Origin of the sequence: Burkholderia sp. AU45388, from assembly GCF_030481585.1 — a bacterium.
GTDB classification, from domain to species: domain Bacteria; phylum Pseudomonadota; class Gammaproteobacteria; order Burkholderiales; family Burkholderiaceae; genus Burkholderia; species Burkholderia sola.
This window is the reverse complement of record NZ_JAUJPV010000003.1, coordinates 60,478-81,067: the sequence shown is the minus strand read 5'-3', so window position 1 is coordinate 81,067 and position 20,590 is coordinate 60,478. Positions and strand designations below refer to the sequence as shown.

19 protein-coding genes and 1 pseudogene are annotated in these 20,590 nt (G+C 68.7%); 10 read left to right on the top strand and 10 right to left on the bottom strand.

Going from position 1 to position 20,590, the window contains the following annotated elements; all coding sequences use genetic code 11:
* Window positions 1-7 precede the first annotated feature (7 nt).
* The 4 genes from QZM72_RS07810 to QZM72_RS07795 form a co-directional block, all read right to left on the bottom strand.
* Complete coding sequence (locus tag QZM72_RS07810; RefSeq protein WP_301737748.1) at window positions 8-511, bottom strand: periplasmic heavy metal sensor; 504 nt, start codon at window positions 509-511, stop codon at window positions 8-10.
* Window positions 508-927, bottom strand: coding sequence for a hypothetical protein (locus QZM72_RS07805; protein ID WP_301737747.1), 420 nt, complete (start codon window positions 925-927; stop codon window positions 508-510). The genes QZM72_RS07810 and QZM72_RS07805 overlap by 4 nt, the downstream gene beginning before the upstream one ends.
* Complete coding sequence (locus QZM72_RS07800; protein WP_301737746.1) at window positions 924-1,718, bottom strand: RNA polymerase sigma factor; 795 nt, start codon at window positions 1,716-1,718, stop codon at window positions 924-926. The genes QZM72_RS07805 and QZM72_RS07800 overlap by 4 nt, the downstream gene beginning before the upstream one ends.
* Before the next feature lie 226 nt (window positions 1,719-1,944).
* A complete protein-coding gene (locus QZM72_RS07795; protein WP_301737745.1) occupies window positions 1,945-2,244 on the bottom strand; it encodes a YXWGXW repeat-containing protein in 300 nt (99 codons plus the stop codon).
* Between the two features lie 320 nt (window positions 2,245-2,564).
* Here QZM72_RS07795 and QZM72_RS07790 point away from each other — a divergent pair, with 320 nt between their 5' ends.
* The 3 genes from QZM72_RS07790 to yddG all read left to right on the top strand — a co-directional run bounded on the left by QZM72_RS07790 (window position 2,565) and on the right by yddG (window position 5,765).
* A complete protein-coding gene (locus QZM72_RS07790) occupies window positions 2,565-4,250 on the top strand; it encodes a metallophosphoesterase family protein (RefSeq protein WP_301737744.1) in 1,686 nt (561 codons plus the stop codon).
* A 104-nt stretch (window positions 4,251-4,354) separates the two neighbouring features.
* Window positions 4,355-4,636, top strand: coding sequence for a hypothetical protein (locus tag QZM72_RS07785; protein ID WP_301737743.1), 282 nt, complete (start codon window positions 4,355-4,357; stop codon window positions 4,634-4,636).
* Between the two features lie 184 nt (window positions 4,637-4,820).
* A complete protein-coding gene (yddG, locus tag QZM72_RS07780) occupies window positions 4,821-5,765 on the top strand; it encodes an aromatic amino acid DMT transporter YddG (RefSeq protein WP_301737742.1) in 945 nt (314 codons plus the stop codon).
* A 70-nt stretch (window positions 5,766-5,835) separates the two neighbouring features.
* On the opposite strand, the gene QZM72_RS07775 is transcribed toward yddG, so the two are convergent.
* Together QZM72_RS07775 and QZM72_RS07770 are read right to left on the bottom strand one after the other, a co-directional pair.
* The gene (locus QZM72_RS07775; protein WP_089469912.1) at window positions 5,836-6,468 is read right to left on the bottom strand and encodes a LysE family translocator; all 633 of its coding nucleotides are present in this window, start codon (window positions 6,466-6,468) and stop codon (window positions 5,836-5,838) included.
* Between the two features lie 118 nt (window positions 6,469-6,586).
* Entirely contained in the window at window positions 6,587-7,483 is an 897-nt protein-coding gene (locus tag QZM72_RS07770) for a LysR family transcriptional regulator (protein ID WP_089469913.1), read from the bottom strand.
* A 466-nt stretch (window positions 7,484-7,949) separates the two neighbouring features.
* Between QZM72_RS07770 and QZM72_RS07765 the strand changes: the two genes are divergently transcribed.
* Both QZM72_RS07765 and QZM72_RS07760 read left to right on the top strand, forming a co-directional pair.
* Complete coding sequence (locus QZM72_RS07765) at window positions 7,950-8,207, top strand: hypothetical protein (protein WP_006478949.1); 258 nt, start codon at window positions 7,950-7,952, stop codon at window positions 8,205-8,207.
* Window positions 8,208-8,499: 292 nt separating this feature from the next.
* Window positions 8,500-8,802, top strand: a complete 303-nt coding sequence (locus tag QZM72_RS07760; RefSeq protein WP_089469914.1) for a DUF4148 domain-containing protein — start codon at window positions 8,500-8,502, stop codon at window positions 8,800-8,802.
* Between the two features lie 84 nt (window positions 8,803-8,886).
* On the opposite strand, the gene QZM72_RS07755 is transcribed toward QZM72_RS07760, so the two are convergent.
* Window positions 8,887-10,659, bottom strand: coding sequence for a GGDEF domain-containing protein (locus tag QZM72_RS07755; RefSeq protein WP_089469915.1), 1,773 nt, complete (start codon window positions 10,657-10,659; stop codon window positions 8,887-8,889).
* Window positions 10,656-11,786, bottom strand: coding sequence for a PotD/PotF family extracellular solute-binding protein (locus QZM72_RS07750; RefSeq protein WP_089469916.1), 1,131 nt, complete (start codon window positions 11,784-11,786; stop codon window positions 10,656-10,658). The genes QZM72_RS07755 and QZM72_RS07750 overlap by 4 nt, the downstream gene beginning before the upstream one ends.
* A gap of 148 nt (window positions 11,787-11,934) precedes the next feature.
* Here QZM72_RS07750 and QZM72_RS35610 point away from each other — a divergent pair.
* The 5 genes and pseudogenes from QZM72_RS35610 to QZM72_RS07725 form a co-directional block, all read left to right on the top strand.
* Window positions 11,935-12,118, top strand: a pseudogene (locus tag QZM72_RS35610) (MFS transporter); the annotation flags it as partial.
* Window positions 12,119-12,297: 179 nt separating this feature from the next.
* The gene (locus QZM72_RS07740) at window positions 12,298-13,731 is read left to right on the top strand and encodes a PLP-dependent aminotransferase family protein (RefSeq protein ID WP_089469917.1); all 1,434 of its coding nucleotides are present in this window, start codon (window positions 12,298-12,300) and stop codon (window positions 13,729-13,731) included.
* A 95-nt stretch (window positions 13,732-13,826) separates the two neighbouring features.
* A complete protein-coding gene (locus QZM72_RS07735; protein WP_089469918.1) occupies window positions 13,827-14,216 on the top strand; it encodes a hypothetical protein in 390 nt (129 codons plus the stop codon).
* 195 nt (window positions 14,217-14,411) lie between these two features.
* On the top strand, window positions 14,412-16,196 hold the full coding sequence (locus QZM72_RS07730) for a nitrite/sulfite reductase (RefSeq protein ID WP_089470580.1): 1,785 nt from the start codon (window positions 14,412-14,414) through the stop codon (window positions 16,194-16,196).
* On the top strand, window positions 16,193-16,630 hold the full coding sequence (locus tag QZM72_RS07725) for a DUF934 domain-containing protein (RefSeq protein ID WP_089469919.1): 438 nt from the start codon (window positions 16,193-16,195) through the stop codon (window positions 16,628-16,630). The genes QZM72_RS07730 and QZM72_RS07725 overlap by 4 nt, the downstream gene beginning before the upstream one ends.
* 82 nt (window positions 16,631-16,712) lie before the next feature.
* On the opposite strand, the gene QZM72_RS07720 is transcribed toward QZM72_RS07725, so the two are convergent.
* Window positions 16,713-17,993 (bottom strand): virulence factor family protein, encoded by a 1,281-nt coding sequence (locus QZM72_RS07720; RefSeq protein ID WP_089469920.1) that lies wholly within the window; start codon window positions 17,991-17,993, stop codon window positions 16,713-16,715.
* The gene (gene mprF / locus QZM72_RS07715; protein ID WP_089469921.1) at window positions 17,990-20,584 is read right to left on the bottom strand and encodes a bifunctional lysylphosphatidylglycerol flippase/synthetase MprF; all 2,595 of its coding nucleotides are present in this window, start codon (window positions 20,582-20,584) and stop codon (window positions 17,990-17,992) included. Before mprF ends, QZM72_RS07720 begins: the two co-directional genes overlap by 4 nt.
* Between the last annotated feature and the right edge of the window lie 6 nt (window positions 20,585-20,590).

Here is a 20,590-nt window from a genome sequence, read left to right as displayed (position 1 = left end):
ACTCGATTTACTGGCTCGCCGATGCGTCCGACTTCTTCTGCAGCCTCGGCGGCAAACGCCAGTTCCCGCTGTGCTGCAACCCGTCGACGAACTTCATGCGCTCGTCGGGCGTCAGCGTCGCCGCGAAATCGACAACGCTGCGCTCGACCTGCGCCCGCATCGCGGTGTCGGCCGCGCGCGTGCGGTCGAGCGCCGCATCGATCGCCGCGCGATCGAGTTGCGGCGCGGCGAGCAGATCGAGCACGGTAATCCGGCCGTCGCGCCCTTCCCGCGCGAAATCGCGGCCGCTCTTGCGCGCCGCCTTCAACGCGGCGGCGAACTCGCGCTGCCGCGCATCGGGCAATTCGTCCGCGGCGAAACGCAGCGCGGTGCGCGATGCGGGCGCGCCGGCCGCATGCAGGTCGCGATGGGTCGAGAACCATTGATACGCGCCGCCGCCGATCGCGCCGAGCATGAACACGTTCAGCACGAACGAGCCGACGAGGGTGAATTTCCAGCCGCGTTCGGTCATTCGTCGGCTCCGTCGATGCTCGGGCCGCCGAACGTGGTCGTCAGGTAGCCCGGTTCGTGTTGCGCGATCGGCGCGCTGCCGAGCATCAGCATCGACACGACCACCGCACCGGCGAGCGCGCCGGCCAGCCCGACGCCGGCGAACGCGGCGCCCGACCACCACACGCGGCCGCGGCGGCGCGCGCGTTGCGGCGGCGGCGCCGTCGCGACGATACGTTCGACCAGCGCCGGCGCGGGCGGCGCGACCGTGTCCTGCATCAGCCATGCATCGAGCTCGGCGGCCTCGTCGAGCGCTTCCAGCGCGTCGCGCGGATGCGCGTGCGCCCACGCTTCGGCCGCCGCGCGTTCGGCTTGCGGCCAGCGCCGCGCATCCGAGCCGTACGCGGCGACGATGGTACGAAATCGTTCGGGTGTCATCGCTTGTCCTCGCTAGGTGGGTCGCCGGCCAGTTGCGCGCGCAGGTTGCGCCGCGCACGGGCGAGCAGGCTTTCCAGCGCATCGACGGTAATGCCCATCAGGTTGGCCGCTTCCACGTTCGACATTTCCTGATAGTACTGGAGCACCAGCGCTTCCCGCTGCCTCGGCGGCAACGCGGCCAGCGCCTGCCGCACGCGCGCGTCGCGCGAACGCAGTTCCGCATGCATGGCCGGCTCCGGCTGCGTGTCGGGCGCGTCGGGCAGCGTATCGACGGGCTCCTCGCGGCGGCCGCGCAACCGGTCGTAGCACAGGTTCAGCACGACGCGATGCAGCCACGTGTCGAAGCGGGCCTCGCCTTCGCGCCAGCGCGGCGCCTGGTTCCAGATTCGCAAGAACGTCTCCTGCGCGACGTCCTCGGCTTCGTTCCGGTCGCCGAGCATGCGCGTCGCCAATGCGAGCAGCCGCGGCAGCTTGCGCGCGACGAGCACGCGTACCGCCGATGCATCGCGCGCGCCGACGCGCGCGACGAGTTCCGCGTCCGGATCGCGGTCGCCGCGATCGTTCAACGCCGCCTGCTCCGTCGCACGGCGCGCGGGCGCCGCCCTGTCGCGGCAGAGGGACCCGCCGCCCGGCTGAAGCTCATCGTCGTGCTCTCCTTGCATGCGTCGGGCCGTCGCCGGACGGCGCCATGCCGACGGTTCCGATGGTCCGGCATCGCCGCGCGCGTCACGCCCGGCGTCGCACACGGTATCGGCCGTGCCGGTTTCATCGATATCCGGTTCGCGCCGCATGTCGATCCTGTCTGCCGGCCGCGCGGCCGTCGGCCGGCGCGCTCAATATACGACGACCGGCGCGGGCCGGTAATACACCGGACGGGCCGGCACCACGACGCAGCCGGCCAGCACGATGGCTGCGGCCGCCAGTATCACGATGGTTCGAACGGGCATCGCTTCGGCTCATGATGTTGCATGAAGAATCCGCTGCGCGGCATCGCTTCGACGCGCGGCGGCGTGCACGTCACGCCCAGTGGCCCGGCACCCAGCGCCAGGCAGGCCCGCGCGCGGACCAGTGTCCGGGCACCCAGTGGTAACCGGCCCGCACGATCCGCCAGTGGCCCGGAATCCATACGTAACGGCCCTGCCGCCAGTGCCAGTGACCTTGATCCCATACGTAACCCGCACGGGGCGCCGGCATCACTTCGACGCGCGGCGGCGGCGGCGCGTAAGGGGCCACGATGACGGCCTGCGCGAATACGGCGGAGGTCGCGAGCGCCGCCAGGCAACCGGCAGCCCATCGCAATGGAATAGAAAGTTTCATGAAAGACTCCGAAATAACGGCATCGACCGGAAGCGATCGTTCATGCGTTAAACGGCGCGGGCCGGAGAAATCCGTCGCGACATCGGCGAATAATTTTTCGGGAGGCCGCCCGGCGCCGATGCCGACCGAAGGTGCGTGACGCGCGATCGTACGTATCGGCCGCCGCGCGCGCACGGTTGCGGAACTGTCACAACGCGGCAAAACTGCCCTTCGACAATGCATGCGACCGGGATCCCGCTCGTTTCCGGCCCACGCCCCGGCCGTGCCCGCGCATGGCCGCGCGGTTCCCCTCTCGCGCCCCATCAACGAACACACCGACCATGTCGAACCAGGACACTTCCCCCGATCAGCCGAACGAGCCGGCCGCCTCCGTGTCGCGTCGCGGCTTCCTGAAACTCGCGGGCGTCTCCGGCCTCGCGACCGCCGCCGGCGGGCTCGCGGCCGCCCGCGCCGCCGCGTCGAATGCGGACGGCACGCCCGAACAAGTTCACCTGACGTGGGGCAACGACCCGACGTCCGAAGTCGTGATCTCGTGGGCGTCGCTCGCCCCGGCCGTCAATCCGCGCGCGCGCATCGTCGCCGACGGCGAGCCCGCGCGCACCGTGCACGGCGTCCAGCGCCTGTACACCGACGGCCTGAACGGCGAGACCGTGTTCGCGTATCACGCCCGCGTGCACGGGCTGAAGCCCGATACGCGCTACCGCTACGAGATCACGGCCGACAACGACAGCAACGCCGCACAGCCGTTCTCGGCGAATTTTTCGACCGCGCCGCGCGGCCGGGCGCCGTTCCGTTTCACGAGCTACGGCGATCTCGCGACGCCGAACGGCGCGTGGGTGCTGTCGTCGCCGCAGAGCCGCTTCGCGGTGCAGGCCGTCGAGCAGTTCCAGCCGCTGTTTCACCTGCTGAACGGCGACCTCTGCTACGCGAACCTGAACCCCCCGCACCAGCCCGAGGTGTGGCGCGATTTCGGCAACAACAACCAGACGTCGGCCGCGAATCGTCCGTGGATGCCCTGCCCCGGCAATCACGAGATCGAATTCAACAACGGCCCGCAAGGGCTCGACTCGTACCTCGCACGCTATACGCTGCCGGAAAACGGCACGCGCTTCCCGGGCCGCTGGTACAGCTTCCGCGTGAGCTCCGTGCTGTTCGTGTCGCTCGACGCCGACGACGTCGTCTACCAGGATGCCGCCGCGTTCGTCGGCGGCCCGGCGCCGCTCGTGCCGGCCGCGAGCACCGGCCGCCCGCCGATCGAGCCCGGCACGTCGTTCTATGTGCGCGGCTACAGCAACGGCGAGCAGACGCGCTGGCTCGAACGCACGCTGCGTCATGCCGCGCATGACGACGACATCGACTGGATCGTCGTGCAGATGCACCAGGACGCGCTCAGTTCGTCGAAGACGGGCAATGGGTCGGACAAGGGCATTCGCGAAGCGTGGCTGCCGCTGTTCGACCGTTACGGCGTCGACCTCGTGCTGTGCGGCCACGATCACGACTACGAGCGCAGCTACCCGGTGCGCGGTTGCAATCACCGCGCGGGCGTCGATGCGAAAACCGGCGAGGTGGTCGAAACGCTGCAGCCGCGCCCGGTCGGCTCGAACGACCCGGACCGCACGACGTTCGACACGAGCCACGGCACGATCCACCTGATCCTCGGCGGCGGCGGCACCAGCGCGCCGCTCGACGTGTACGGCGAAAACCCGTCGACCGGCTTTGCGCAGGCGAAGGTGTTCACGAAGCCGAACCGGCCGGTGCCGGGCACAGCGCCGAACACGTTCGTGCGCCAGCCGGCCGATGCGCTCGAGGATGCGATCTGGTCCGCGCGCCGCGATACGGGCACCGGCTACGGGATCGCGGTGTTCGATCACGATCCGGGCAAGCCGGGCGGTCATACGACGATCACGATGCGCTACTACCACGCGCCGGGCGCCGACCAGCACCCGACCGCGCAATACGAGCTGTTCGAGACGATCGAGCTCAGCAAGAAGCGGCGCGAGCGGTGATCGACGCATCGGGCGCCCGCTGCGGGGCGTCCGATGCGCGGCCGTCGACGGACGGAAGGGGCGGCGCGGGTTGGACTGCCCGCGTCGCACGCCGGCCCATGCAGATGAGTTTCGAATACCGCATTCACACGCCCCCCACGGCCGACGCATTCGACGCCATCGCGAATATGCTGCGGCAAGCGCATGGCGACATCGACGTCGATCCACGCGAACGACGACTTGAAATTCGCGATGCAACCGGCGGCTGGCCGCTGATCGATCTGTCGATCGAGGCAGCCGGTTTTCTCCTTGTCACGACGCTGGGCCCGACCCGAAACGCGAGGCTCGACGCGATCGGACGCAGGTTGTCGGAAATCCGCGCACCGTGGCGTATCGACGGCGCGTGATCGGCTCGCGCGACCGAATCGATCGGACACGCCGGTCCGGCTGAATCTCCGCGACGGCTGCGCCCCCGTAAAATGCGCGCTTCCGGCGAAATCTCCGCCTTGTATCGCCGCTCGCGATGACGGCCCGCGCGAGCCGCTCCGAATCATTCGGAATCGAATCAGCATGTTGAAACAGGCAGCAAGCATGAAACGCAAGCACAACGCAACGCTCGTCGGACTCTGCGCGGTGCTGTTGTGGGCGTCGGTGGTCGCGCTCGTGCGCGGAGTCAGCGAAAGCCTCGGCGCGACCGGCGGCGCGGCGCTGATCTATACGGTGGCGTCCGTGCTTCTGCTGTTTTCGATCGGCTTCCCCGACCTGAGCCGATTCCCGAAAAACTACCTGCTGTGGGGCGGGCTGCTGTTCGTGTCGTACGAGCTGTGCCTGGCGTTGTCGATCGGCTATGCGAGCGACGCTCGACAAGCGATCGAAGTCGCGATGGTCAACTATCTGTGGCCGAGCCTGACGCTCGTCGCGGCCATCGTGTTCAACAAGCAGCGCGCGAACCGGCTGGTCGTACCCGGCGTGCTGCTGTCGATGCTCGGCATCTGGCGAGTGCTCGGCGGCGACCGGGGGCTCGACCCGGCCGGCATGCTGCGCAACGTCGCGGACAATCCGCTGAGCTACGGCCTAGCGTTCTTCGGCGCGCTGATCTGGGCCGGCTACTGCACGGTGACCGCGCGCATCGCCGACGGCAAGAATGGCGTGACGCCGTTCTTCATGCTGGTTGCCGTGGTGCTCTGGATCAAGTTCGCGATCGAAGGCGGCGGCGGCATGACGTTCAGTTGGCGCGCGCTCGCGTATCTCGTGCTGGCGGCGTCGGCACTCGGCTTCGGCTATGCGGCCTGGAACACCGGCATCATGCACGGCAACGTGACGGTCATCGTCGGCGCATCGTACTTCACGCCGGTGCTCGCCGCCGCACTCGCCGCCACGCTGCTGCGCGCGCCGCTGTCGGCGGCATTCTGGCAAGGCGTGTCGATGGTGTGCGGCGGCTCGATCCTGTGCTGGCTCGCGACGCGCGGACGGCATCGTGACAAGACCGAGCCCGTGCCGATCGTCAAGGAAGCGAAGGGCAATTGCCACGGATGACGATGCCAGATGCCGTCGGCGCAAGGCCGGATCGCTGCCGACGCTTCTCGGAACCGCCGACCGACGCGCGCTAGCTGCGCGATTCCAGCGCGATCCGCACGGCCAGCCCGGCCAGCACCGTCCCCATCAACCCGCGCTGAACCGCGGCCCAGAGCGGCCGCCCCGCGAGAAAACCCGCGATCGAACCGGCCGCGCATGCGATCAGCGCGTTGACGCCGACGCTCACCGCGATCTGCACGCAGCCGAGCGCCAGCGATTGCACGAGCACGCTGCCGTGCCCCGGCTCGATGAACTGCGGCAGCAACGACAGATACATCACCGCGATCTTCGGGTTCGCGAGATTCGTGACGAAGCCCATCGCGAACAATCTGACGCGGCTGTCGTGCGGCAACTGCCGGACCTGGAACGCGGAGCGCCCGCCCGGCTTCAGCGCCTGCCACGCGAGGTACGCCAGATACACCGCGCCGGCCACGCGCAGCGCATCGTACGCATACGGCACGGTCAGCAGCAGCGCGGTGATGCCCACTGCCGCGCACACCATGTAGAACACGAATCCCAGCGCGACACCGCCGAGCGACACAAGGCCCGCGCGGCGGCCCTGGCAGATCGAGCGCGAAACCAGATAGATCATGTTCGGTCCGGGCGTCAGCGCCATGCCGAGCGACACGAGTCCGAACGCAAACAGGGTAGCCAAGGCCGGCATGGCACGCTCCTTCAGGGCAATGACAACGAGGTCCGAACAATGTATTGCATCTCGGCCATCGTCGGCATGAATAAGTTGCAAGTGGTTAATGAGCGCGGTGCATCGTGTCTGCCGGTCGCTATTTGCCCTTTTTCGCGCGCGTCCGGGCCGTCTTTTCCGCCTTCGCGCGTCGCGCGTCGACGAGCCGCACGAACTCATCGGCAACCGCATTGCCGGCGGTATTCCACGCCAATCGCACGGAGCGATGCAGCCGTGGCGACAGCGCCAGCACGCGCCCGCCGAACGGCGTGTACGTCAGCGTGATGCGCGGCACGATCGACACGCCCATGCCGGCCTCCGCCATCGACAGGATCGTGCGCATCTCGACGACGTTGAACGCGGCGCGAAGCGGCACGCCGCCGCGTGCGAAGTAATCCGCGATCACGGGCCCGCACCCCGCCTTCGAGAAAATGAACGGCGCCGCGGCCAGTTGCCTGGCCGACACGCTCTTGCGGCCCGCGAACAGGTCGTCCGCCACGACCGCGACGAAATCCTCGTCGAGCAGCGGCAGGTTGTGCGCGAATGTCTTGGTGCCGGCCACCACGCCGACGTCGGCCGTCCCGTCGTCGATCCACGCTTCGACTTCACCGTCCGTGCCTTCGAGCAGCACCGCCGAGACGCCCGGGTGCATCTCCTTCAACGCCTCGAGCGCGGGAACGACGAACGCCAGGGACACGCTCGGCAGCGATGCGACCACCAGCCTCCCCTCGAGCTTGCCGCGCGACAGGCTGAACTGCTGGCGCAGCAGTTGCGCTTCGCGCACCACGCTCTGGACATACGGCCACAGGCGTTCGCCGGCCGCCGTCAGGACGACCGGCTGCCGGTCGCGCCAGAGCAGCTTGACCTGCGTGATGTCCTCCAGCTCCGTCAGCGCGTGACTGATCGCGGATTGGCTGCGGCTGAGCCGGTCTGCCGCGGCGGTCAGCGAGCCGAGTTCGACCACGGCGGCCAGGGCCTGCAACTGGGCAAGCGTCATCGGATTTCCTCGTTCGGGGATATGTACGCCGCGCATGAGGCGGTCAATTCCCTTGAATTATATTGAACCGGTTCGGCGGTCATGCATCGGGCGCGAGCGGGATTGCGCATGGGTTCTGAAAGCTGCGACGCGTAGTATTCGCAGACCGGCGTAGCGCTACGGCGGACAATGTCTTTAGAGGCTCGAAATGGAAACCTATGTGTTGCTGGGCTGTGGATTGGGCCTCGGCCTGTTGATCGCGATCTGGGGTATCTGGTCGCTCCGATGACGCGCGGCGGCCCCGTCCGCGTGCACGGAATCCGTATGGACAAGGACGGGAAACCGTGGTGTCGGAGAACGGTTCCGCTTCGCTCGATTCGCAGTCCGATTCAGTCCGCCATCGCCCATACCTGGCGCCGTCGGCCGGCGCGTCGCCCGTCCGGCGCCATGCCCTGCTCCATTCCAGAAGACGCGTTAGACTATTCGGATGGAACAATGCCGTTACTGTCAGAGAATCCGCGATGAATGGGATTGCCACGGCGACGAATGCCGCCGCGCAATCGCGAAGGCGCTGCGCCGGCAGCGCGCGGGCCTGCCGATGGTGCCCGACCGCATCCGCAACGAACTGCCGTCCGGCGCGCCGACCCAGCAGGTGATCGCCGTCCTGTCGCGCCAGCGCCTGCGCGCGCGGCGTGGCAACGAGGAACGCCGCGAGCGCAAGGAAATCGACGACGACGGGGTTTGATTCGCCAGCGTTGTAGCCCTGTAATCCCTGCGCGGGGTATTCGCCCCGTCGTCGTTCGCCGGCGGGGCTTGCCGCCGCCCGCGCGCGATGCTCCCATACTCTTCCGCCATTGCCCGCCATCCCGGCAATACAGCATGGGGACGGATCGTATTTGCCTCCGCATTATTACCCGTAACGCAACGATCTTTCGCTCAAACTCACGTTTACCCTAGGTGAGCCGACGCCTACGATGTATTCAACCGCTGACGACATGGTGTCGAACGCGGAAAGCCAATAAACATCGGAGGTCATCATGAAATCGCTCGTTTCCGCAGTCGTTGCAGCCGTTGCCCTGTCCGCGTCGTTCGGCGCATTCGCGCAAAGCACCGTGACCCGCGCCCAAGTGCGCAACGAACTGGTCCAGCTCGAACAGGCCGGCTACAAGCCCAGCCAGGCGAGCCCGCACTACCCGGCCGACATCGAGGCCGCGCAAGCCCGCGTGCACGGCATCGACAACAGCGGCTTCGGTGCGCAACCGGCCGCGACCGTCGAGGGCGGCGCACCGGTCGGCCGGGCAGCACACAGCCCGCGCGACTCGGTCTACTTCGGCCACTAAGCGTGCCGCTGCGCGCCTCGCGCGTGCAGCCCGCATGCAAGACGAGCCCGTCCCGCGACGGGCTCGTCGCGTTTCGCCGCGCCGTCAGCGGTTGCCGCCAGACGCGGGGCGGCCGGTCTCGTCCGGCGCGCCGCCGCGGACCAGGTCCTGATAGCGTACGCACACGTACTGCGCGGATGCCTTCGCCGCGTACATCGCCGCGTCGGCCTTGACGAGCAGCTCCTCGGCCGATGCGCCATCCGCGGGAAATTCGCTGACGCCGATGCTCGCGCCGACAGCCATGCGCCCTTCGTCGAACTCCAGCTCCTCGGCCATCACGATCTGGATGCGCGTCGCGACATCGCCGATCACGGCCGGCGAACCCACGTCGGAAATCAGCACGACGAATTCGTCGCCGCCGAGCCGTGCAGCCATGTCGTCGCCGCGCAGCACCTGGCTCAGCCGCTTCGCGACCGCGACGAGCGTGCGGTCGCCGGCCGAGTGCCCGTGCTGGTCGTTGATCTGCTTGAAGCGGTCGAGATCGACGAACATCACCGCCAGCCCCTCGCGCACCGCGGCCGCATGGCGGATCGCCGCATCGAGATGCTCCATGAACAGCAGGCGGTTCGGCAGGCCGGTCAGCGGGTCATGACCGGCGAGATGCGTGAGCTCCTGCTGCTTCGCGCGCAGCATCGCCATCTGCGAGCGGATCTCGACGCGCATGCTGTCGAAACAACGCGCGAGCACGCCGATCTCGTCGGCCCGCGCGACCGGCAGCCGTTCGGTGGCCGAATCGTCGAACACGTGCGTCGCCGCGCGCGCGAGCGCCTGCAACGGCCGCGTGATCGCACGCGCGAACAGGATCGCGAGAATCACCGCCAGCACGCTCGACACGAGCACCATCCTGACGATCCGTTCTCCCAGCATGCCGTCCGGCGCGAGTACGTCGGCCAGCGGGCGGGCCATCCCGAGCACGACGAAGCGGCTGCCCTCGTCGTGCCCGAACGGCGTACGCACGAACGCGAACATCTGGCCCGGCGCCTGATCGGGCTGCGCGAGCCCGTTGAACGTCACGTTCGTACGCCTGCTGTCGAACAGCGCGCGCGTGACGGCAAAACGGTCCTGCATCAGCACGCGCCGGCCGCGATCGAAACCGAATGTCTGTTCCGGATCGGGATGGACGAGAAAATCGCCCCACTGGTTCGCGAGATAGACCGCATAGTCGTCCGGCAGATCGCGCTCGATCCGGGCGAACACCCGAGAGAGTTCGACGTCGACGACGAGCGCGCCAACCGTCTGGCCCGACGCGTCGACCACCGGCGTCCCGACGCGCAGGATCGGCAGCCCTTCCGCCGCATGCGATCCCGTCTCGTGATTGATCACGATCGGTGACAGGTAGATATGACCGGGCGCCGTCGCGAGCGTGTCGAATACGTAGGAAAACTGCCCTTTCTCCTGAAACGCGCTTTCGGGCAGCACGACGATGCCGCGCGCATCGCGATCGACGCGAATGCGTTCGATCCCGAAGTGCCCGCTCGCGATCAGGCGGATCTGCAAGTATTCCGCATGATTTCTCATGAAGCTGTAATACACCTGCTCGAGCCGCATGCGTCGCGTGTTGTCCGGATTGTCGCCGCCCGCGACGGCCGCGGACGACGGCAACTGCGCGAGCACGAGCGCGTCGTCGGCAACGTCGGCGAGCGCGTTGGTGAAGCGCTGCCCGAGCAGTTGCGTCGACATCAGCAGACTGTGCTGCGCCTCCTGCGCCAGCATCGCGCGGTTGGCCCGATACGCGTAGTAGCCGGTCGTGCCGGACGCGATCACGCCGATGCACGCGAACAGCACCGACAGCTTCGACGTGAGCCCGAGCCGGATCATTTGGCGAACCGCTCCGGCCGATCGCCCGACACGATGCGGCTCCACAGCGACTCGCGGCGCGCGATGTCCTCCACCGGCTGAAGCCACACGAGATGCCGGCGCCCGGTATCCAGGCCGCGCGACGGCTCAAGGGTGTTCGCCAGCCCCTGACGCTCGGTCAGCAGCGTGCCGATCGCCGGTTCGAGCATGTAGTTGATCCACGCGAATGCAAGCTCGGGCCGTCGCGCGCCGCGCGTGACGGCCCAGCAATCGAGCCAGGCGAGCGCGCCTTCGTCCGGGATCACGTAGCCGACGTCGGCGCCGGCGCGACGCAATTGCTCGACCTGCTGCGTGCCGTAGTTGCCGAACATCAGCGCCGCCCGATGCTGGACGAACAGCGCGGTCGCTTCCTCGGGCAGCGTGTAGTACGTCAGCAGGTTGCGGCGCAGGTCGATCAGCTTGCGGGCCACGGCAAGCGTTTGCGCGGGCGACAGGCGGAACGGATCGGGATAGCCGAGCGCCAGCGCCGTGAACGAGAAATTGTGCTGCGCGCTGTTGAAGTCGAGCACCTTGCCGCGATAGCGCGGATTCCACAATTCGCGCATCGAGCGCGGCGCGGCCGGCACCTGCTTGCGGTCGTAGATCAGCCCCATCGACGAATACGTGAACGGAATCGCATAGAACGCGCCGTCCTGCACGAGGCCGCCGATCGTCGCGAGTTGCTGGAAATTCGGCAATTGCCGCCGCCGGTTCGGGATGCGCGACAGGTCGATCGGGGCGAGCAGGCGTTCATGCGCATAGCGCTGGATCTCGGCCGTGTTCGCGGCCAGCACGTCGTACGGCGGCGGCGACGCGCTGTGCATCCGCGTCCACAGCGCTTCGTCGGAATCGACCAGCGTCACTTCGACGCGCACATGAAACTGCGTCTCGAATGCGCTGACGATGTCGCTATCCGCGTAGCCGGGCCAGGCCAGCACGCGCAGCACGTTGTCGTTGACGGTTTCGGGAGAGGCGGCGAAGGCCGGCAAAACGGAGGCGAGCCCGCCCAGCATCGATATGACGAGCAGCATGCGCACGGCGCCGCGGGCGCGCGCACTTGCGCCGATTCCCCTGATCAACCGGACCCCGCGTGACTCGCCCGCCTGCATCCGACTGTCCTTTTTTGAGTCGATGCGATATCCCGCAACGAGACCATAAAACGCAGGGGCACGCAATCGGAACAAGCCGCACATCGCGCATATTCGCGGGCCTCGCGGCCGAACGCACCCCAATTACCGGGCCCGCGTCGGGGGCACGCCGACGCACGCGCACGTCGCATCGCGCGGCGGGATCCAGAACTTCGCGGGCCATCTCGCGGACATCTTCTTCACGACCTTCACCGGCGTGATGCCGTCGATCACGACAGGCTCGTTCGTGGCGCCGTTCGCCGCGGGCGGCGTGCCGTGCGTGCGCGTGGTCGGCAAGGTGCGCCGTGCCGTAGCCGTCGCCGCACGGCGGCAGCGGGCCGATCGTCGAGCCGAACGCGGCCTGACGCAGCGGGACGGCGCGGCCGCAACACCCGCGCCTTTCCTTTTCGGGCCGCGCATCGGACAATGAGCGCCGCCCGCCGGCGCGGCGCCGCTTCGCCCGCGCCGGCGACGACGCGCTCCGCCCACGCCGATGAAACGCTACGAAACCCTCGCCCATACGATCGCCGACGACATCCGCAACGGCAACCTTGCCGTCGGCACGCGCCTGCCGTCGCTGCGGCAGATCATCGCGCAACATGGCGTGAGCCAGTCGACGGTGTTTCGCGCGTACTACCTGCTCGAACAGTGGGGGCTGATCCGTGCGCGCGAACGCTCGGGCTACTACGTCGCACCGGGCGCCCAGCCGGCCGCGAGCCCGGCGACGCAACGCCGCGCGAGCCGCGCCGGCGCCACGCGCAAGGTCGACATCAGCAGCCTCGTGTTCTCCGTGCTCGATGCGGCCACGCAACCCGGCATCGTGCCGCTCGGCTCCGCGTTCCCGGCGCCGCAGCTGTTTCCGCTGCCGCGCCTGGCGAAGTCGCTCGCGCAGGCCACGCGGCTCGTGAGCCCGTGGAGCACGGTCGTCGACCTGCCGCCCGGCAACGAGGCGCTGCGCCAGCAGATCGCGCGGCGCTATCTCGCGACCGGCATCTCGCAGCCGATCGACGAAATCGTCGTCACGAACGGCGCACTCGAGGCACTGAACCTGTGCCTGATGGCGGTGACGCGGCCCGGCGACGTCGTCGCCGTCGAAGCACCGGGCTTCTATGCCGCGCTGCAGGCAATCGAGCGGCTCGATTTGCGCGCGGTCGAGATTCCCGTCGATCCGCGCACGGGCCTCGATCTCGATGCGCTCGCGAATGCGCTCGACCGGCACGACATTCGCGCGTGCTGGTTCATGACCAATTTCCAGAATCCGACCGGCGTGACGCTGACCGCCGAAAAAAAGCGCGCGCTCGTCGAATTGCTCGCGGCGCGCAACGTGCCGCTGATCGAGGACGACGTGTACGGCGAACTGCATTTCGGCCCCGACTATCCGCTGCCCGCGCGCGCGTTCGACCGCCACGGCCTCGTGATGCACTGCAGTTCGTTCTCGAAAACGCTCGCGCCCGGCTACCGGATCGGCTGGGCCGCCGCGGGCCGGTTCGCGGAGAAGGTGCAGCGGCTCAAGCTGATGACGACGCTGTCGGCCAGCATTCCCGCGCAGGCCGGCATCGCGAACTATCTCGAACACGGCGGCTACGACCGGCACCTGCGCAAGCTGCGCGGCGCGCTGCACACGCAGCTCGACCGAATGGACGACGCGCTGCGGCGCTGGCTGCCGGCCGGCGTCGAATGGGTGCGGCCCGACGGCGGCTATTTCCTGTGGCTCGCGTTTCCCGATGCGATCGACGCGATGGCGCTGCATCGCGAGGCGATCGCACGCGGCATCAGCTTCGCGCCGGGCCCGCTGTTTTCGGCCGCGCACGGCTTCGAGCGCTGCGTGCGCGTGAACTTCGGCCATCCGTGGAGCCGCGACATCGAGCGCGCGATCCGCGTGCTCGGCGAACTGATCGCGCAGCCGGCGGTCCGCAAGGCAGGCTGATCGCGCAAGGCGCGCTGCGCCGGCCGCGTCACGGCCATGCAGCCGATCCGTACGCGGGTTACATTGCAGGTCCCGCCGCCCTTTCCCGATTGCCCATGAGCCAATTGCCTTACCTCGATCACGACGCGCTGCTGAAACTGACGGCCGAAGCGGCACACATCCCGCAGTCGTGCACGTGCACGAAGACCTCGCTCGCCGGCTGGACGACCCTGCCGCTGTCGCTGCCGGACACCCAACTGATCGAAGTGGCCACGCTCATCCCGCCGGGCGAACCCGAGCCGACCTACTCGGAATATCATCCGGCCGGCACGCGCTACGCGTCGGACGACGCGCCGATCGCGCCGCGCCATTTCCCGTACAACCGCTGCACCGTCAGCCGCTGTCGCGCGTGCGGCCGCCTGTTCCTGCGCTACCAGGAAGGCGGCGGCTACTTCATCGACCAGCGCATCCGCGCGCTCGATCCGACGCTCGTCGTCGACGCGTGACCGCGCGCACGGGCATGCGCGCATGCCCGGCCCGCACCGGCACCCCGCCGGTCATCTGCTACGCCTTTTTCGTTCCGATCTGCTGCTTGTCCCGCCGCATCGCGTTCCCTACGCTGTCTCCCGTTGCCTGACATCCGTCGCAACGTCCTTCCGCGCCGCGCGCCGTTCGCCGTGGCGCCTCTCGCGTATCACGTCATGTATCGATATACCGATTTCGACCGGGCGCTCGTGCACAGCCGCGCCGCCCAGTTCCGCGACCAGCTGGAACGCTGGCAGCAAGGCACCCTCGGCGAGGACGCGTTCCGGCCGCTGCGCCTGCAGAACGGCTGGTACGTGCAGCGCCACGCGCCGATGCTGCGCGTCGCGGTGCCGTACGGCGAGCTGTCGAGCGCGCAGCTTCGCATGCTCGCGCGGATCGCGCGCGACTACGACGTCCCCGACGACCCCACCTATCGCGCCGCGTGCGACGCGCAGGCGTTGCTCGGCACGTTGCGCCTGCCGACCCGCACCGCGCACTTCACGACGCGCACCAATGTCCAATTCAACTGGATTCCGCTTGCGAAGGCCGCCGACGTGATGGACCTGCTCGCGACCGTGGACATGCACGGCATCCAGACGAGCGGCAACTGCATCCGCAACATTTCGTGCGACGAACGCGCGGGCGTCGCGCCGGACGAGATCGCCGATCCGCGCCCGTTCGCCGAAGTGATGCGCCAGTGGACGACGCTGCACCCCGAATTCGCGTTCCTGCCGCGCAAGTTCAAGATCGCGCTCACGGGCGCGACCGCAGACCGCGCGGCGACCGACTGGCACGACGTCGGGCTGAAGCTCGTGCGCGACGAAGCTGGCGCACTCGGCTTTCGCGTGAGCGTGGGCGGCGGGATGGGCCGCACGCCGACGATCGCGACGCTGCTGCGCGCATTCCTGCCGTGGCAGCACGTGATGAACTACATCGAGGCGATCGTCCGCGTGTACAACCGCTACGGGCGGCGCGACAACAAGTACAAGGCGCGGATCAAGATCCTCGTGAAGACCGAAGGGCAGCGCTACATCGACGACGTCGAGGAGGAGTTCCGCCAGATCGTCGTCCACGACGGCGGCCCGCACACGATCCCGCAGGCCGAATTCGATCGCGTCGCCGCGTCGTTCGTCCCGCCGCGGTTGAAACCGCGCACGCTCGACCTCGCGGACGCGAACGCACGCTTGTCCGCGCAGGCGAGCCGTCATCCGGCGTTCGCCCGCTGGCTCGCCCGCAATGTCGCCGATCATCGCGACCCGGCGCTGCGCATCGTCACGCTGTCGTTCAAGCGCCGCCTGCAGGCGCCCGGCGACGCATCGCCGGACCAGCTCGATGCGCTCGCCGATCTCGCCGACCGCTTCTCGGCCGGCGAGGCGCGCGTCACGCACACGCAGAACGTCGTGCTGCCGTGGGTACACGTCGACGACCTGTTCCTGCTGTGGGAAAACGCGCGCGCGATCGGCCTCGCGAGCGCGAACGTCGGGCTGCTGACCGACATGATCGCGTGCCCGGGCGGCGATTTCTGCGCGCTCGCGAACGCCCGCTCGATTCCGGTCGCCGACGCGATCGCCGAGCGCTTCGACGATCTCGACCTGCTGCACGACATCGGCGACATCGACCTGCACATCAGCGGCTGCATCAACTCGTGCGGCCATCATCACAGCGGCCACCTCGGCATCCTCGGCGTCGACAAGGACGGCGCGGAGTGGTACCAGGTCACGCTCGGCGGGTCGGACGGCTCGATCGCGAGCGGCCCCGCGCGGCCGGGCAAGGTGATCGGCCCGTCGTTTTCGGCGGACGAAATCGTCGATGTCGTCGACGCGCTCGTCCATGCGTATCTCGACGTGCGCATCGACGCGAACGGCCGCTGCGAACGATTCATCGACACGGTGCGCCGCGTCGGCGCGGAGCCGTTCAAGGCCGCCGCGAACGCCGCGCGTCATCAGGAAGAACCCGCATGAACCACGAGACCGCGAACGCAAACGAACGCATCCGGCTGCTGACGCCGGCCGAACATGCCGACGACACCGAGCGGCACGGCACGACGACGCTGACGATCGGCAACGACGAGGAACTGCCGCCGCTCGCCGCGCGCATCGCGCAGGCCGAGCGCATCGACCTGCAGTTTCCGTCGTTCACCGACGGCCGCGCCTACAGCCAGGCCTACCTGCTGCGCAAGCGCTACGGCTTCGCCGGCGACTTGCGCGCGACCGGCGACGTCCTGGTCGACCAGTTGCTGTTGATGGAACGCACGGGATTTTCGAGCGCGGTGCTCGGCGACGACACCGATCTCGCGGCCGCACGGCGGCAGCTCGACCGGTTTCCGGGCTTCTATCAGCGCGATGCGAGAACGACCATGCCGCCGCAGGACGCGGCAGCGCAGCCCGGAAAATGAAACGGGCGGCTCGCTGGCCGCCCGTACGATGAACCGGAAGCAAACCGGCCGGCGCCCGCCGTCACGCGGGCGCCACCGGCGTTCAGCGCGCCGCCGCCGGCTTGCCGAACCCGCCGAGGATCTTCTTCTCCAACGCGATGTAATCGCGGCCGAAGTGGTGATCTCCCTGCGTCCTGATCACGTCGGCGCCCGTGTTCGCGAGCGCCGGGCACATCGTTTCCTTCTCTTCCGCGCCATAGAAGCACTGCACGAGCGACGGCGGCACCTTCGCGATTTCCGGCGCGACCTTCAGCGCACTGTCGCTCGCGGGCATGCCGAGCCAGCCCGTCACGCGGATCTGGAAATCGGCCGACGGCGCGAAGCCGAGCAGCGACATCACCGCGACCTTGTCGCGCAGGTCGGCCGGCAGCCGGTTGTACGCGAACGGCATCACGTCGGCGCCGAACGAGTAGCCGACCAGCGCCACGCGGCTCGCATGCCAGCGCGCCATGTAGGTGCGCATCACGCGGGCCAGATCGCGGCTCACCTGCGCGGGCGGCTTCTCGCTCCAGAAGTAACGCAGCGCGTCGATGCCGACCACCGATACGCCGTCGCGCTGCAGCGCTTCGGCGATCGTCTTGTCGAGATCGCGCCAGCCGCCGTCGCCCGAGATCACGATCGCGAGCCGGTCGCTGCCGCCCTTGGCCGGCAGCTCGACGAGCGGCAGGTCCGACACGTCGAGCTCGTCGCTGCTGCTGGTGTCGCGCAAGTGCGACGTGACGAGCGAGACGAGCTTCTCGGTGTCGCCCGCGGCAGCCGTTTCGACGAAACCCGGCATCGCGCGGCGCACGATCGTCGGGTCGGGCGGGCACGGCTTGAAGCGCGGATCGAGCTTCGTGGCCGGGCCGACCGCGACGACGCCGGCGATCGTGTTCTCCGGCGCCATCGACAGGATCTGCTTCGCGATCGCGCCGCCCTGGCCCACACCCGCGACGATCGGCGTGAAATAGCGCGACGACTGCGCAAGACGTTCGAGCTGATGGCTGACCGCCTCGGCGTCGCCGTCGAGGTGGTGGCAGGCCTCCTGCTTCGCGGCGAGATTCGCCGCGTAACGCCCGGAATCGACGCCGACCGTCATCGCACCGGCTTTCGCGAGCGCGTCGGCCGCCTGCTGATCGGCGGCATGCCAGCCGGCCTCGCGCGAGAACAGCACGACGAAACCGCGCAGCGGCCCGCTCGGCTTGGTCACGGTCACGGGCCCATAGCGGCCGCCCGATACGGTTTCGGCTTTCACCGTGGCCGGCTGCGCGGCGCACGCGGCGCCGGCCAGCATCATTCCCGCGCAGGCGGCTACCGCCCGCGCGATTCCCTTCTTCGACATCATGAACGCCGACCTCCAGCCAGCAATGACAGATCCGCGAGCGTGACGAACACGCCGACCGAGCCCGAGGCCGCGAGATAACGCGGCTCCCAGTGCGGTTCGAACTTGCTCTTGAAAGCGCGCAAGCCGCGGAAGTTGTAGAAGCGGCCGCCGAAGCGCCAGACCATCAGGCCGAGCCGGTGGAACGGCGACGGCATCTTCGCCGCGCCCATCCCCGAGAACGGCGCGATGCCCAGGCTCAGCTTGCGGAACCCCGCTTTCTTCAGATGCAGCGCGAGCTGCGTAAACAGATACTCCATCGCGTACGGCGACGCGTCCGGCAGATGGCGCATCACGCCGACCGTCGCCTCGGTGTTGAGGTCGGTCGTCATGAACGTGACGAACGCGATCGGCTTGTCGGCCTGCCGCACCAGCATCACCGACTGCGTCGACAGATAGCCGTCGTGGAACGCAGCCACCGAGAAACTCTTCTCGCGCGCATCGCGGCTGTCGAGCCAGCCGTCGGAGATGTCGCGCAACGCCGGCAGCGCGGCCTGCACGTCGCCCGGCGCGATGACCTCGACCGTCAACGCATCCTTGTCGCCGCGGCGCAGCGCGTAGCGCAGGTGCGAACGGTTCGATCCCTTCAGGTCGAACTGGTCGAGCGCGATGTGCGCTTCCTCGCCCAGCTTCATCAGCGTGAGCCCCGCGTCGAGATACAGCGGCAACGCATTCGCGCGCACCTGGTAGAACGCGGCGCGGCCGCTGTGCGCGTGCGCGAGCGCGATGAACTTGCTGATCAGCGCCGGCCACTCTTCACGCGGGCCGACCGGGTCGTGCAGCGCGGCCCACGTGCGGCCGTTCTTCGCGTACATCAGGAACGCGCGGCGCGATTCGGAAAACAGGAACGACTTGTCGCCCATCAGCGCGAGGCCCGCGTCGCTGCATTCCTGCGCGCGGATGATCTGCTCCGCGTCGATCAGGTCCTGCTCGGCGGGCTTCACGAAACGCCCGGGCGCCGGGCGCAGCAATTGCCACAGCGCGAACAGCGCGACGAACACGCCGGCGGCGAGCGTCGCGCGCAGCGCACGCGGCGCGCGCGCATCGAACGAGAAATGCGACCACAGATCGCGCGTATAAGGCACGTCGCGGAACGCGAAGAACAGCACCCACACGGCCAGCATCAGCACCATCGCCACCGACACGAACCAGCTGACGGTGAAGCGCTCGGCGAGCAGCGACGAATGACGGTTGAACCGGCGGCGGCTGACGAGCAGCAGCACGAGCAGCGTGCCGAGCACGCCTGCCTCGACGAACGCGAGGCCCTTGGCCAGCGACAGCGCGAGGCTCGCGAGCGTCAAGGCGAACGTCATCCACCACGCGCCGTCGAGCCGGCGCAGCAGCCCGCGCGCGACGAACAGCAGCGCGACGCCGAGCACGCTGCAGATCACCTGCGAACCTTCGAGCACCCACAGCGGCACGATGTGGCGCAGGATCGCGATGCGATGCCAGAACGCGGGCGTCGCGCTCGAGATCACCAGCATCCCGCCGACCGCGAACGTCACGAGGCTCAGGAACACCGGCGCCAGTTGCGACACGCGCACGGCCTGCCGCGTCACGAGCCGGCGCCGCAGCGCGCGGCCCTCGAAGCCGGCCAGCAGGCCGGCCGACAGCACGAGCGGCACGCCGAAGTAGATCGCGCGATACGCGATCAGCGCGGCGACCATCGCGTGCGCGGGCACTTCGCGACCGAGCGTGAAAACCATCGCCGCTTCGAACACGCCGATCCCGCCCGGCGTATGGCCGATCATCCCGAGCAGCAAGGCGGCCGCGTAGACGGTGATGAAGGTCGGGAAGCCGACCGGCGCCGCCGGCAGCAATACCCACAGCGTCAGGCCCGCGGCGACGACGTCGAGCACCGCATAGAAGACCTGCGCGACGAGATCGCGCCGCGCCGGCACGTCGAACGACAGCCATTTGAAACGCGTGACGACCGGGCGCGCGGTATTGCCGCACAGCACGACCAGCGCCGCGAGCGCGACGAGCAGTGCCGCGCCCGTCCACGTGAGCACGCCGGGCGCGACGTGCAACATCGCGGCGAGCGCCTCCGGCACGCAGACCATGCCGACCGCGGTCATCAACACCATCGCGAGCGCCAGCGTGCCGCTCGTGAACACCGTCATCCGGCCGATCTGGGCGGGCGTGACGCCCGACACGCCGTACACGCGAGCGCGCACCGCCCCGCCCGTCAACGCGCCGAAGCCGGTCGCGTTGCCGAGCGCGGAACCGGCAATCGCGCCGATCCACAGCGCGACGCGCGGCACCTTGGCCGCGACATAGCGCAGGCCGACCGCATCGCGGGCGACGAGCGCGAGATAGCTGAGGGCCGTCGCGGCCAGCGACGCGCCCCATTCGCCGGCGGACATGTAACGCAATTGGCGGATCACCGACCGGTAGTCGACGGATTCCGACAGATGCTGGAAAACCACGATCAGCAGCAGGCCGATGCCGAGCGCGAGCAGCGGCGACAGCACGCGCTCATGGCGGATCAGCGCCCGGGCACGGGCGATCACCGCCTCGGCACGGCCGGGCGAACCAGGGTGGCGGGAAGACATAACGTG